This is a genomic window from Geomonas oryzisoli (assembly GCF_018986915.1).
GTDB lineage: Bacteria > Desulfobacterota > Desulfuromonadia > Geobacterales > Geobacteraceae > Geomonas > Geomonas oryzisoli.
Genome location: NZ_CP076723.1, coordinates 104,881 through 119,471, shown reverse-complemented (window position 1 = coordinate 119,471; position 14,591 = coordinate 104,881). Strand labels below are relative to the sequence as shown.

10 protein-coding genes are annotated in these 14,591 nt (G+C 62.7%); 8 read left to right on the top strand and 2 right to left on the bottom strand.

Translation table 11 applies throughout. The features are described 5' to 3' along the window. Nucleotides 1-268 precede the first annotated feature (268 nt). The 8 genes from argH (at nt 269) to ybgC (ending at nt 10,933) form a co-directional block, all read left to right on the top strand. Nucleotides 269-1,645, top strand: a complete 1,377-nt coding sequence (argH, locus tag KP004_RS00500; RefSeq protein WP_216800454.1) for an argininosuccinate lyase — start codon at nt 269-271, stop codon at nt 1,643-1,645. A gap of 12 nt (nt 1,646-1,657) precedes the next feature. Beyond that, nucleotides 1,658-2,419 carry a fibronectin type III domain-containing protein gene (locus KP004_RS00495; protein ID WP_239026888.1) on the top strand — a complete coding sequence of 254 codons (762 nt, stop codon included), beginning with the start codon at nt 1,658-1,660 and terminating at the stop codon, nt 2,417-2,419. 89 nt (nt 2,420-2,508) lie between these two features. After that, the gene (gene gatC / locus KP004_RS00490; protein WP_216800452.1) at nt 2,509-2,796 is read left to right on the top strand and encodes an Asp-tRNA(Asn)/Glu-tRNA(Gln) amidotransferase subunit GatC; all 288 of its coding nucleotides are present in this window, start codon (nt 2,509-2,511) and stop codon (nt 2,794-2,796) included. A 67-nt stretch (nt 2,797-2,863) separates the two neighbouring features. Next, nucleotides 2,864-4,321, top strand: a complete 1,458-nt coding sequence (gatA, locus tag KP004_RS00485) for an Asp-tRNA(Asn)/Glu-tRNA(Gln) amidotransferase subunit GatA (protein ID WP_216800451.1) — start codon at nt 2,864-2,866, stop codon at nt 4,319-4,321. Nucleotides 4,322-4,464: 143 nt separating this feature from the next. After that, entirely contained in the window at nt 4,465-5,904 is a 1,440-nt protein-coding gene (gatB, locus tag KP004_RS00480) for an Asp-tRNA(Asn)/Glu-tRNA(Gln) amidotransferase subunit GatB (protein ID WP_216800450.1), read from the top strand. 278 nt (nt 5,905-6,182) lie between these two features. Beyond that, complete coding sequence (mtnA, locus tag KP004_RS00475) at nt 6,183-7,223, top strand: S-methyl-5-thioribose-1-phosphate isomerase (protein ID WP_216800449.1); 1,041 nt, start codon at nt 6,183-6,185, stop codon at nt 7,221-7,223. After that, the gene (gene glnE / locus KP004_RS00470) at nt 7,220-10,396 is read left to right on the top strand and encodes a bifunctional [glutamate--ammonia ligase]-adenylyl-L-tyrosine phosphorylase/[glutamate--ammonia-ligase] adenylyltransferase (RefSeq protein ID WP_216800448.1); all 3,177 of its coding nucleotides are present in this window, start codon (nt 7,220-7,222) and stop codon (nt 10,394-10,396) included. Before mtnA ends, glnE begins: the two co-directional genes overlap by 4 nt. A gap of 135 nt (nt 10,397-10,531) precedes the next feature. Continuing rightward, the gene (gene ybgC, locus KP004_RS00465) at nt 10,532-10,933 is read left to right on the top strand and encodes a tol-pal system-associated acyl-CoA thioesterase (RefSeq protein ID WP_216800447.1); all 402 of its coding nucleotides are present in this window, start codon (nt 10,532-10,534) and stop codon (nt 10,931-10,933) included. Between the two features lie 133 nt (nt 10,934-11,066). Here ybgC and lspA read toward each other — a convergent pair whose 3' ends face one another. Next, nucleotides 11,067-11,573 (bottom strand): signal peptidase II, encoded by a 507-nt coding sequence (gene lspA / locus KP004_RS00460; protein ID WP_216800446.1) that lies wholly within the window; start codon nt 11,571-11,573, stop codon nt 11,067-11,069. A gap of 145 nt (nt 11,574-11,718) precedes the next feature. Then, nucleotides 11,719-14,496, bottom strand: a complete 2,778-nt coding sequence (gene ileS, locus KP004_RS00455; protein WP_216800445.1) for an isoleucine--tRNA ligase — start codon at nt 14,494-14,496, stop codon at nt 11,719-11,721. Nucleotides 14,497-14,591: the final 95 nt, after the last annotated feature.

The window sequence follows — 14,591 nt, the reverse complement described above, 5'->3', positions numbered from 1 at the left end:
TTCCCGATTAGTCACAAGGTTCCGCGGGTAAAAGTCCCCCTTTGCGAAGGGGGATTTAGGGGGATTTGCTCTAGGTTCGGGAAAGGCAAATCCCCCCCGCCCCCCCTTCGCAAAGGGGGGAGTGGGAGATCGCGGAAGAGAGTCGCCAATCAGGAAAACTTTTGACGGCTAAACCTCACGGCTTTTCCCTTGCGGCTTCGCGCCTTGGCGCCTTTGCGTTACAGAAGTTGCAGTTCTATAAAAAACCAGCAGCAGGAGACCGAAAGACATGTCCAAAGACAAACTGTGGGGTGGCCGTTTCACCCAGCCCACCGACAAGTTCGTAGAAGAGTTCACCGCCTCCATCAACTTCGACAAGCGCCTGTACCACCAGGACATCCGCGGCTCCATCGCCCACGCCACCATGCTGGGCAAGCAGGGCATCATCCCGCTCCAGGACGTCGAGCAGATCGTGCACGGCCTCCGGGAAATCCTGGACAAGATCGAGGCGGGCGACTTCGACTTCTCGGTCTCCCTGGAAGACATCCACATGAACATCGAGGCGCGCCTCTCCGAAAAGATCGGCGACGCGGGCAAGAGGCTCCATACCGGCCGCTCCAGAAACGACCAGGTGGCGCTGGACATCCGCCTCTACCTCAGGGACGAACTGGTGGAGATCTCCGCCTACATCGACCTCCTCATCGACGCGCTCATCTACCAGGCGGAGCAGAACCTCGGCGTCATGATGCCTGGCTTCACCCATCTGCAGACGGCACAACCGATCCTCTTCTCGCACCACATGATGGCCTACCACGAGATGCTCAAGCGCGACAAGGGGCGCATGGAAGACTGCCTGAAGCGCACCAACGTGCTGCCGCTGGGCGCCGGCGCGCTGGCCGGAACCACCTTCCCCATCGACCGCGAGTACGTGGCGGAACTGCTCGACTTCCCCGAGGTGACCAGGAACTCGCTCGACTCGGTCTCCGACCGCGACTTCGCCATCGAGTTCTGCGGGGCGTCCTCGATCCTGATGATGCACCTCTCCCGCTTCGCCGAGGAACTGATCCTCTGGTCCACCAGCGAGTTCAAGTTCGTCGACCTCTCCGACTCCTTCTGCACCGGTTCCTCCATCATGCCGCAGAAGAAGAACCCGGACGTCCCCGAACTGGTGCGCGGCAAGACCGGCCGGGTCTACGGGAACCTCATGTCCCTTCTTACCCTGATGAAATCGCTCCCGCTCGCCTACAACAAGGACATGCAGGAGGACAAGGAGCCGCTGTTCGACACCATCGACACCGTGAAGGGCTCGCTCAAGATCTTCGCCGACATGGTGCGCGAGATGAAGGTGAACGAGGCGCGCATGAAGGTGGCCGCCGGCGCCGGCTTCTCCACCGCGACCGACGTGGCCGACTACCTGGTGAGAAAGGGAATCCCGTTCCGCGACGCCCACGAGATCGTCGGCAAGGCGGTCCGCTACTGCATCGAGAACGAGATGGACATCCCGGAACTCTCCCTGGCCGAGTGGCAGATCTTCTCCAACCGCATCGAGGACGACATCTTCGGCTCCATCACGCTGGAGGCCTCGGTCAACGCCCGCCGCGCAACCGGCGGCACCGCGCTGGAGCGGGTCAAGGCCGAGATCGAACGCGCCAAGGAAGGGCGTTAAACCGTGGCGATCGTGCGTAGATTCCTGCCCCCCCTGTTCCTGGTCGCGTCGCTCGCGCTTGTGCCGGGGTGCGGCAAGAGAGGACAACTGATTCCCCCCGAGGCGCTGGTCCCGGCGCCGATCACCACGCTGGCCGCTCCCCAGAAGGGGGGCGAATTCCAGGTAAGCTGGACCGGCCCGGGGAAGCAGGAAAAGGGAGGCAAGCTGGAAGACCTGGCGGGGTTCCTGCTTTTCCGGCGCAACGTGCTTCCGCCGGCTGAGGACTGCGAGGAGTGCCCGAGCGCGTACAAGCAGTTGGTGCGGGTCGATCTCGAGCTCCCCGAAGGTGTGCGCCAGGTGGGGAGCCTCTGGATCTACGACGACTTCGACCTCAAGAAGGGTCAGACCTACCAGTACAAGGTGCGCTCCTTCACCAAAAGCGGCGCGCAGAGCAAGGATTCCAACAAGGTGCGGCGTACGGCGGTCACCCCTCCCCTCCCCCCGGTGCTGGAGGCGGCGGGCTCGCCCAACGAGGTGACACTGAACTTCGTGGGGCTTCCTCCGGAACAGGGAAGCGCTGCCGGCTACAACGTGTACCGGAGCAAAAAGGGAGAGCCGATGCCGCTCGCCCCGCTCAACAAGGCGCCGCTGACCGGCAACACCTTCCAGGACCAGGAAGTGATCCTGGGAAAAACCTACAGCTACGCCGTGACCAGCGTCGCCACCGTCGACGGCCAGACCGTCGAAAGCGCGCCGTCCAACGTCGTCGATGCGGGGCTGGTGCTCCCGGACTAGCTCCCGTTGCCTTTTCAGCCCTTTCATGATAATAACCGGGGACACTTTTAACGTCAGGACGCCCCTCCGTGGGCGCATTTGGAGCAGGTATGAAGATCACGAGAAGTGAGGTGGAGCACGTAGCCAGGCTGGCCCGACTGGAGCTTTCCGACAGCGAGCTGGACACCTTCACCGGACAGATGGACGGCATCCTCGCCTACGTCGAGAAGCTGAACGCACTGGATACCGAGGGGATCGTACCGACCTCGCACGCGGTGCCGATGGAAAACGCCTTCCGCCCCGACCAGCCCGCCGACTCGATCGGCGTGGAAGCCGCCCTCGCCAACGCGCCGCAGCGCGCGGAGAGCTTTTTCAGGGTGCCGAAGGTAATAGAATAGCTGTCGGACCAGTCAGACTGGTCGGACTAGTCGGACTAGTCCGACAACTTTGAGATCGGAGTCTTTAATGGAAATTTTCGACCTTACCATACACGAGCTGCACGAGAAGCTTAAGGCGAAGGAGGTCTCCTCCGTCGAGGCGACCCGCGCCATGCTGGATCGCATCGAGGCGGTTGACGGCCAGGTGAACGCCTACATCACGGTCACCCCGGAGCAGGCACTGGTCGAGGCGGAAGCGGCAGACAAGCGCATCGCCGCCGGCGACATCGCCCCCTTGACCGGCATTCCCGTCGGCCTCAAGGACATCTTCATCACCAAGGGGATCCGCACCACCTGCGGCTCCCGCATCCTGGAAAACTTCGTCCCCCCCTACGACGGCACCGCGGTCGCCAAGCTCAAGGAGCAGGGCGCAGTCATCGTGGGCAAGCTGAACCAGGACGAGTTCGCCATGGGAAGCTCCAACGAGTCCTCCTACTTCGGGCCGGTGAAGAACCCCTGGAACCTCGAGTGCACCCCGGGCGGCTCCTCCGGCGGTTCCGCCGCCGCCATCGCCGCGCGCACCGCGACCGCGACCCTCGGCACCGACACCGGCGGCTCCATCCGCCAGCCCGCTTCGCACTGCTCCTGTGTCGGTTTGAAGCCCACCTACGGCCGCGTCTCCCGCTACGGCGTGATCGCCTACGCCTCGTCCTTGGACCAGGTCGGGCCGCTCACCCGTGACGTCACCGACGCCGCGCTCCTTTTGGGTGCCGTTGCCGGGCACGACCCCAAAGACTCCACCTCGGTCAACACCCCGGTCCCCGACTACGTCGCCGGGCTTGCCACGGGCGTCAAGGGGCTGAAGATCGGTCTCCCGAAGCAGTACTTCATCGAGGGTCTCGACCCCGACGTGAAGCGCGCCATGGACGAGGCGATCGCCCTCTACAAGAGCCTGGGCGCCGAGATGCGCGAGGTGAGCCTGCCGCACACCGAATACGCCGTCGCCACCTACTACCTGATCGCCACCGCCGAGGCGAGCTCCAACCTGGCACGCTACGACGGCGTCCGCTTCGGGCACCGCGCCGAGGACGCGCGCGGCCTGAAGGAGATGTTCGCCAAGACCCGCGCCGAGGGCTTCGGCTCCGAGGTGAAGAGAAGGATCATGCTCGGGACCTACGCCCTCTCCTCCGGCTACTATGACGCCTACTACGTCAAGGCCCAGAAGGTCAGGACCCTGATCATGCAGGATTTCCTGAACGCCTTCAACGAGGTGGACGTACTCTTGACCCCGATCGCGCCGACGCCCCCCTTCAAGATCGGGGAGAAACTGGCCGACCCGCTGCAGATGTACCTTTCCGACATCTTCACCATTCCGGTGAACCTGGCGGGCACCTGCGGCATCAGCATCCCGGCCGGTTTCAGCGCCGCCGGTCTTCCCATCGGCCTGCAGCTGATCGGCAAGCCGTTCGGTGAAGCCACCATCCTCTCCACCGCCTACGCGTTCGAGAAGGAGACCCAGTGGCACCTGAAGAAGGCGCCGCTTTAGCCTTTCCCCCCTCCCCAGCCCTCCCCCTCCGGGGGAGGGAGTAGCAACTCCCACGCTTGGGCGAGAGTTAACTCCTCCCCCAGGAGGGGGGAGGTCGGGAGGGGGGCAGCATCACACAGAAAACAACTCTGTCGGAGCTATCTATGAAATATCAGGTTGTCATCGGGCTTGAGGTGCACACCCAGCTCACCACCAACACCAAGATCTTCTGCGGCTGTTCGACCCGCTTCGGCGCCGAGCCGAACTCCCAGACCTGCCCGGTCTGCCTCGGCTTCCCCGGCGCACTCCCGGTCCTCAACAAGCAGGTGGTGGAAAACGCCATCCGCGCCGGACTCGCGACCAACTGCTCCATCACCCAGAGAAACGTCTTCGCCAGGAAGAACTACTTCTACCCGGACCTCCCCAAGGGGTACCAGATCAGCCAGTTCGACCTCCCCATCTGCCAGCACGGTCACCTGGACATCGAGGTGGACGGGGAAACGAAGCGGATCGGCATCACCCGCATCCACATGGAGGAGGACGCCGGCAAGCTGGTGCACGCCGACATCCCCGGGGTGGACGATTCCTGCGTCGACCTGAACCGCGCCTGCACGCCCCTTCTGGAGATCGTCTCCGAGCCGGACATGCGCTCGCCGGACGAGGCCATCGCCTACCTCAAGAAGCTGCACCAGATCGTCATGTACCTGGGCATCTGCGACGGCAACCTCGAGGAAGGAAGCTTCCGCTGCGACGCCAACGTGTCGCTCATGCCGGTCGGCTCCACCGTCTTCGGCACCCGCGCGGAGCTTAAGAACATCAACTCCTTCAAGTTCATCAAGCAGGCTATCGAGTACGAGATCGAGCGCCAGGCCGAAATCTTGGACGACGGCGGCAAGGTGATCCAGGAAACCCGCCTCTTCGACCCGAACACCGGCACCACCCGCTCCATGCGCGGCAAGGAGGAGGCCCACGACTACCGCTACTTCCCGGACCCGGACCTCGTTCCGGTGTTGATCCCGGACCAGTGGATCGAGGACGTGCGCGCCACGCTGCCGGAACTGCCTGAGGCTAAGCGCGCCCGCTATGTCGCGGAACTGGGGCTTCCCGAGTACGACGCCGAGGTGCTGGTATCGAGCCGCGAACTGGCGCAGTACTACGAGGAGACCGTCGCCCGCTTCCCGCAGGCGAAGACGGTTTCCAACTGGGTCATGGGGGAGGTCTCCCGCGCCCTCAACGAGGACAACAACCGCTCAATCACCGACTGTCCGGTGACCCCGGCGCTGTTGGCCGACATGTTGAAACTGATGGAGAAAGGAACCATCTCCGGCAAGATCGCCAAGACCGTGTTCGACGAGATGTACAAGACGGGCAAGGCGCCGGAGAAGATCGTCGAAGAGAAGGGGCTGGTGCAGGTATCGGACACCGGCGCCATCGAGGCGATGGTGGACGAAGTATTAAACAACAACCCGGCCCAGGTCGAACAGTACCGTGGCGGCAAGGAGACCGTTTTCGGCTTCTTCGTCGGCCAGGTCATGCGCGCCTCCAAAGGGAAGGCCAACCCCGCGGTCGTGAACGAGCTTCTGCTGAAGAAGTTGAAGGGATAAAAACAAAGTCAACGGCATCGCACGCGGATCGAACGGAAAAAACGGAAAAGGCAGAATCAATCGTTTTTTGGCTTAACCCAAAATCGTTTTTGAAGTACCCGCCTTTATCCGCACGTTTCCGTCAAATCCGTGTGCGACGGTGTTATCGAACGGAAAAAACGGAAAAGGCAGAATCAATCGTTTTTGGTTTAACCCAAAATCGTTTTTGAAGTACCCGCCTTTATCCGCACGTTTCCGTCAAATCCGTGTGCGACGGTGTTGTTTTTTCGAGGTAATAAATGTCTTTCAGAACCATTGAGTGGCGCGACAACAAGGTGATCATGATAGACCAGACCCGGCTCCCGGCCGAGGAGGTCTACAACGAGTACACGGACTTCAAAGGGGTCGCCGAGGCCATCCGCGGCATGGTCGTCCGTGGCGCACCGGCCATAGGCATCGCCGCCGCCATGGGTGTCGCTATCGGCGCACGCGAGATCATCGCCGACAGCTTCGACACCTTCTACCGCCAACTCGAAAACGTCTGCGACGTCCTGGGCCGCACCCGCCCCACCGCGGTCAACCTGTTCTGGGGACTGGAGCGGATGAAACGGGTGGCGCTGCAGCACAAGGAACTCGACCTCAACTCGATCCGCGAAATCCTGAAGGCTGAAGCGATCAGCATCGAGGCGGAAGACCTCGCCATCTGCAAGGAGATCGGCCGCCACGGCGCCGCACTGGTCAAGGAGGGAGCCTCCATCCTCACCCACTGCAACGCAGGGGGCTTAGCCACCGCCGGCTACGGCACCGCGCTGGGCGTCATCCGCGGCGCGCACGAGGCGGGCAAAAACATCCGCGTCTTCGCGGACGAAACCCGTCCCTGGCTCCAGGGCGCGCGCCTCACCGCCTGGGAACTGATGAAGGATTCCATCCCGGTGACCCTCATCTCCGACAACATGGCCGGCTGGCTCATGAAAAGCGGACAGATCGACTTCTGCGTAGTCGGCGCCGACCGCATCGCGGCCAACGGCGACACCGCCAACAAGATCGGCACCTACTCCGTCGCGGTCCTCGCCAAGGAGAACCGGATCCCGTTCTACGTGGCCGCACCGATCTCCACCCTGGATCTGAAGCTCGCCAACGGCGACCAGATCCCCATCGAGGAGCGCAGCCCCGAAGAGGTGACCAAGGTGCAGGGCGTCACCATCGCACCGGAAGGCGTCAAGGTCAGAAACCCCGCCTTCGATGTCACCCCCGCCCGCTACATCACCGGCATCATCACTGAAAAAGGGGTGGTGCGCGGCGACTACGAGAGGGAGCTGAAGGCACTGGTCGGACTATGAGCCGCCTCGCCGACCTCGCCGCGCTGCTGCTGTCCGCGCTCTCCGAGCCGGACAAAGCTGATCTGTCCCACCAGTTGGAACAGGTCGGCTTCAGCTATGGCGCACGGTCGGTGGAAAACCTGCGGCTCCTCTCCGAGATGCTGCCCGGCGAGCGCCTGGTCGAACTGGCGCTCGCCGCACTCGCCACCCCGCTTCCCGATATGGCGCTGAACGGCTTCGAACGTATCAGCACCGTGGTGCCGCGCGAGGTCCTGCTGGAGATCTGCTCCCGCCGCGCAGTCACCATCCAGCTGATGAACATCTGCGGCTCCTCCCCTTTCCTCACCAACATCATCTGCCGGGACCCTTCTTACCTGCGGCGTCTCTTCATCGAGCGCGAGATCATGCAGCGCCGCAGCGAGGACGAGATGCTGCAGGCCCTGCGCGACCGCGTCCCGACAGGCACCAGCTACGCCGATCTCTTCTCCTGCCTGCGCCGCTTCAAGTACGCGGAGATGCTGCGCATCGCCGCACGGGACCTGAACGGTCTGGCCACCCTGGAGGAGGTCACCGGCGAACTGTCGGCACTGGCCGCGGCCACGCTGCAACTAGCCTACGAGGCCGCCTTCACCCAACTGGTGCAAGAGCACGGCACGCCGATGGAAAACAGCCCCGACGGGTTGATCCCCGCGGAATTCACCATCATCGGCATGGGCAAGTTCGGCGGCAGGGAGCTCAACTTCTCCTCCGACATCGACCTGATCTACTTCTACTCCTCCGACAAGGGCGAGTGCACCGGCATCCCGGACGGCCGCGGCGGGTTCAAGAACAAGCTCTCGCTGCACACCTTCTTCGTCAAGCTCGCGGAAATGGTGAGCCGCGCCATCTCCCAGGTCACCGAGGACGGTTTCGTGTTCCGGGTCGACATGGGGCTGCGGCCCGACGGCAAGGCCGGGGACCTCGCCAGCTCCATGCGCTCCGCCGAGGTGTACTACGAGGCCTGGGGCCAGTCCTGGGAACGCGCCGCCATGATGAAGGCCCGCCCCGTCGCGGGCTCCATCGAGCTGGGCCAGCGGATCCTCGCCGCGCTCACCCCGTTCATCTACCGCCGCTACCTCGATTACAACCTGATCGAGGACATGATGGCGATGAAGAAGAAGATCGACGCATCCCTGGCCAGGAACCAGGAAGGGGAGATCAACATCAAGCTCGGCCGCGGCGGCATCAGGGAGATCGAGTTCTTCATCCAGGCGCTGCAACTGGTCTACGCCGGCAAGAACCCGCACCTGCGCGAGCGCAATTCGCTCAAGGCCCTGCAGACCCTCTACCAGGCGCGCATCATCAAGGAAGCCGACTGCACCGCCCTTTCCGACGCCTACCGCTTCCTGCGTACCGTCGAGCACCGGATCCAGGTGGTGCAGGAGAGACAGACCCACGCCCTGCCCAGAAAGGACGAGGAAATGCACGCGTTGGCGCGCCGCTGCGGCTACCTCAGGAAGGACGGGTTGCACCGGTTCCGGGAGACACTGGAAGGGCACCGGCGCGCCGTCTCCGCCATCTACGGCGACCTCTTCCTGTCGCGCGACGAGAAGATCAAGGAGGAGGTGCTCCCCGAGGTGCACTTCTTCTTCGACCACAACGCCGACCCGGACCTCATCAAGGACATGCTCGAGGAGCGCCACTTCGAGCACCCCGATGCCGCCTACCAGAATCTCCTGGTGCTGCGCGACGGCCCCGCCAAGGTGAACCTGACCGAACAGGGCAGACGCACCCTGGAGAAGATCGCCCCCCTGTTCCTGCAGGAGGTCTTCCACAGCCCCGACCCCGACCTGGCACTCGCGAACCTGGAACGCTTCCTCTCCTCGCAGAGAACCCGCTCCTCCATCTACGCTTTGCTTGCCGAAAACCGCGACATCCTGAAGCTCCTCACCTCCATGTTCGGCATGTCCGAGTTCCTGTCCAAGATCTTCATCGGCCACCCGGAACTTTTGGACAGCATGACCACGCGCGGCTACGCCTATCTGCAGAAGGAGCGGGCCGCCATGGCCAAGGAGCTGGACGGTTTCATCACCCAGGCCGACGGATTCGAGGAGCAACTGGACGCGATGCGGAGCTACCGCCACGAGGAGTTCCTGCGCATCGGCATGAACGACATCTACGGCAAGATGAAGCAGCCCGAGGTGGCGCAGCAGCTAACCGACCTGGCCGACGTGACCCTGGCCGCGGCCTGCTGCATAGCGACCGGAGAGCTGGCCCGTTTCGGCCGCCCCATCGTCGTCGAGGAGGACGGCACCAGGCATCAGGCCGCATTCGCCATCGTCGCCATGGGTAAACTGGGCGGTTTCGAGCTGAACTACCACTCCGACCTGGACATCATCTACATCTACGACGGGCAGGGGTTCACCGACGGGGAGAAGAGCATCACCAACCGCGAGTACTTCGCGAAACTCGGACAGAAGATCATCCTGGTGCTGACCACCCAGACCCGCGAGGGGTACGCCTACAAGATCGACACCAGGCTGCGTCCTTCGGGGAATGCCGGCCCCCTGGTCACGTCCCTGGAATCCTTCCAGAGCTACCACGCCACCGAGGCACAGATCTGGGAGCGCCAGGCGCTCACCAAGGCGCGGGTGACCTACGGCGACCCGCGGCTGAAGGAAAAGGTGGAGCAGGTCATCGAGCAGACGGTTTACGGCGCCAGCGCCGATGATAACGTGCGCAAGGAGATCCACCGGCTCAGGATGCGCATGGAGAACGAGCTCGCCAAGGAATCGACCGGGAGCTACAACATCAAGACCGGTCGCGGCGGCATGGTCGATGTCGAGTTCATCATCCAGTTCCTGCAATTGAAGTACGGCTGCGAGCACCGCGAGATCCGCAGTTGCAACTCACTGGAAGCCCTCGATGCCATGCGCATGCTCGGCATCGTTTCCGAGCCGGATTACCAATCGCTTGCCGAAGGGTACCGCTTCCTGCGCCGCCTCGAGAACCGGCTGAGGATCATCCACGACTACTCGATGAACGACCTGGGCGGGCCGCTCAAATACCTGAACAAGCTCGCGAGGAGGCTCGGCTACGACCCCATGTTGAAGAACCCCGGACAGGCGCTCATGGCGGATTACGAGCGGGTGACCGAGGCCGTGCGCGAGGTGTACGGCAGGATTCTGGGCGAGGAAAACACCAAAGGCAATTAACAGGGATAAAAGGGATACAGGGGATAAGATCTAAAACCCAATTTTTTGGTTTGAGACCCAAGTCCTTTATGCCTTAAAGGCCTTTATCCCTTTTATCCCTTTTATCCCTGTAAATGATTTTTTTTGGAGGTCGCATTGGAAGTACGTATTTACTACGAAGACACCGACGCAGGCGGGGTGGTGTACCACTCCAACTACATAAGCTACATGGAAAGGGCGAGGACGGAGTTTCTCAGGACGCACGGGCTATCGGTCCGCGAGATGCACGACATGGGGATCATCTTCCCGGTAGTCCACATCGACGCCAGCTTCCGCGCACCGGCGCGGCTGGACGACCTGCTGGTGGTGCGCACCCAGATCGCGACGCTGAAGAACAGCTCGTTCACGGTGGCGCAGCAGGTGGTGAGAAAGGAAGACGACAAGTTGCTGGTGGAGGCCAAGGTGACGCTGGCCTGCGTGAGTCCGGAGATGAAGGCCCGACGCCTGCCCAACGAGATCAGGGAGTTGTTCACCAGGTTGTTGGAGGAGAACGGCTAGGTAGGGAGAAGGGACAGGCTCCGTCAGGTGCCTGTCCCTTTAGCGGAACGCTTCTCTCAGCTCCGCCAGCTTCATCAAAAACAAAGGGGACTGGCACCTAGCGGAGCCAGTCCCCTTTTATGAAAGGAAACGGTCAGTGTGCGTCCTGAGTGGGCGGGTTCTTCTTTTCCCTGCGCTCCTCGAGGATCATGTCGATGGCCAGGATGAAGACGCCGACGCAGATGGCGGAGTCGGCGATGTTGAAGGCGGGCCAGTGATGCCCCTTCCAATGCACATCGAGGAAGTCGATGACCTCGCCCAGACGGACCCGGTCGATCATGTTGCCGAGCGCTCCCGAGAAGATCAGCGACAAAGAGGCGACGTTCAGGGTCTGGTCGTCCCGCAGCTTGCCGACCGCCACCAGGATCACGATGACCGCGATGCTCGAGACCAGCAGGAAGAACGGAAGCCGGTAGCTCGAAGTGGCCAGGATGCCGAAGGCGGCCCCCTTGTTGCGCAGATAGGTGATGTTGAAGAGCCCCTCTATGACGGGATAGGAGCTGTGCAGGGTCATGGTCCTGTCGATGTAGAGCTTGCTCAACTGGTCCAGCACCAGTACCAGCGCCGATACCGCCGCGAGGATGATGTATTTTGGTTTCATAGGATCCCTAGGTTGCAATCGCCCCCCCTCCCTTGACGGGAGGGGGCTGGGGGGTGGGTGAAGCAGCCAACATCGTCGCAGGTGGCACCTTCCCCCCCACCCCAACCCTCCCCCGCAAGGGGGGAGGGGGAGTGATGAAGGTAGTTTATTTCACGGCCGCAAGACATTTCGGGCAAATGCCCGCGTGCTCGGCATCCTTGCCGAGTTCCTCGCTGTAGCACCAGCAGCGCTCGCATTTCTCGCCGGGAGCCGCGCTCACACCCACCTCCAGCCCTTCGATCCCTTCCGCCACGTAGACGTCGCCGGCCAGTTCGCCGACCAGTCCAGCCTTGGAAACGATGAAGATCTCGGCAAGCTGCGCCTCGTAATCCTTGAGGAACGCCGCGGTGTCGCCGGTAGCCTTGATGGCGACGGCGGCGTCGAGGGAGTGGCCGATCACCTTCTTGACGCGGGCGAGCTCGAGCGCCTTGGAAACTTCGGAGCGGATCTTGATGATCTTCTCCCAGCGGGCGGCCAGCGCCTCGTCCTTGACCTCCGGGGTAAGCGCCGGGAAGAGCGCCAGATGCACGCTCTCTTCGCGAGTGCCCGGCATCTCGGCCCAGACTTCCTCGGCGGTGAAGGAGAGTACCGGCGCCACCATGCGCACCAGCGCGTCCAGGATCTTGTACATCACGGTCTGGCCGCTTCTCCTGGCCAGCGAATCGCCCTTGGAGGTATAGACGCGGTCCTTGAGGATGTCGAGGTAGAAGGCGCTCATCTCGACGGTGCAGAAGCCGTTCACCGCGTGGTAGAGGATGTGGAACTCGCTGTCGGTGTAGGAGGCAAGCACCTTCTCCTTCAAGAGTTCCAGCTGGTGCATGGCCCAGCGGTCCAGCTCCGGCATGTCGGCGTAAGCGACGCAGTCGGTGTCGGGGTTGAAGTCGTGGATGTTGCCCAGGATGTAACGGCAGGTGTTCCTGATGCGGCGGTAGCTCTCGGAGAGCCGGGTCAGGATCTCCTGGGAGATGCGCAGATCGTCGCGGTAGTCCTGCGCGGCGACCCACAGACGCAGCACGTCGGCGCCGAACTTCTTGATGACGTCCTCGGGTGCCACCACGTTGCCCACGGACTTGCTCATCTTGCGGCCGGCGCCGTCCATGACGAAGCCGTGGGTGAGCACGTTCTTGTAGGGGGCGCGGCCGCGGGTGCCGACGCTGGCCAAAAGCGAGGAGTGGAACCAGCCGCGGTGCTGGTCGCTTCCTTCCAGGTACATGTCGGCCGGCGAACCGAGATTGTCGCGCAGCTCGAGCACGGCGGCGTGCGAGGTGCCGGAGTCGAACCAGACGTCGAGAATGTCGCCTTCCTTCTCGAATTCGTTCTTGCCGCAGGAGGGGCAGGTAGTCCCTTCCGGCAGGAACTTGGCGGCATCCCAGTCGTACCAGATGTCGGAGGTGTGCTCGGCGAAGAGGTCGGCCACGCGGTGCATGATCGTGCCGTCGGCGAGCACGTGCCCGCAGCTCTTGCAGTAGAAGGCGGCGATGGGCACGCCCCAGGAGCGCTGACGGGAAACGCACCAGTCCGGGCGGTTCTCGATCATGCCGTAGATGCGCTCACGCCCCCACTTCGGGATCCAGTTCACGTTGTTGATCTCGGTCAGCGCCCGGCCGCGCAGGTCGTTCTTCTGCATGGAGATGAACCACTGCTCGGTGGCGCGGAAGATGACCGGCTTCTTGCAGCGCCAGCAGTGCGGGTAGGAGTGCGAGATCTCCTTGGAACCCAGAAGGGCACCCACCTCGATCAGCTTCTCGATGACGTTCTTGTTGGCGTCGAACACGAACTGGCCGCCGAAGAACTCGATGTTCTCGTAGAAGCGGCCGCGGTTGTCGACCGGGTTGTAGATGTCGAGACCGGACGCAAGGCCGAGCTCGTAGTCTTCCTGGCCGTGGCCGGGGGCGGTGTGGACGCAGCCGGTACCGGCTTCCAGGGTGACATGCTCACCCAGGAGGATGATGGAATCCTGGTCGTAGAACGGGTGGCGGGCCAGCTTCTTCTCCAGCAGCGTGGAGGGGAACTTCGCCAGCACGGTCCCTTCCGCGCCGATCTCCTTCAGGAAGCTTTCTTTCAGGCCGTCGGCCACGATGACCACGTCGCCGCTATTGAGCACGAGCGCCACGTAGTCGAGCTCCGGGTGCAGGGCGATGGCGAGGTTCGCGGGGAGGGTCCACGGGGTGGTGGTCCAGATCACCATGGAGGGCTTCTTGCCGGCAAGTTCCGGCACCGCGCTCCCCAGGTCCTCCTTGAGCGGGAACTTCACGAACACGGAGGGGGACTTGTGGTCGGCGTACTCGACCTCGGCCTCGGCCAGCGCCGTGCCGCAGGAGGAGCACCAGTGCACCGGCTTCTTACCCTTGTAGAGGCCGCCGTTCTCGGCGAAGCGCGCCAGTTCGCGGGCGGTGGCCCCCTCGTAGCTCGCGTTCATGGTCAGGTACGGCTCGTCCCAGTCGCCGAAAATGCCCAGGCGCTCGAACTCGGCGCGCTGGATGCCGACGAACTTGGCGGCGTACTCGCGGCAGAGCTTGCGCATCTCCAGCTTGGAGATCTCGTGCTTCTTGGAACCGAGGTTCTTCTCGACCTGCAGCTCGATGGGGAGGCCGTGGCAGTCCCAACCCGGAACGTAGGGGGCGGCGAAGCCTTCCATGCGCTTGCTCTTCAGCACGATGTCTTTCAGGATCTTGTTCAGCGCGTGGCCGATATGGATGTGCCCGTTGGCGTAGGGAGGGCCGTCGTGCAGCACGTAACGCGGCTTGCCTTTGCCGGCCTCCTCGATCTTCTGGTGTATGTCAACCTCGCCCCACTGCTTGAGCATCTCGGGCTCGCGCTGGGGAAGATTTCCCTTCATCGGGAAGTTGGTGCTGGGGAGATTGAGAGTGTCCTTATAATCCATATAAACGGCCTCCGAACTGTCAGTTTAAGCCATGAGAGAAACGACTTAAGCTACAAGCAATAGTCAACAATGTCAAGCGCAAACAAGGATTTCCG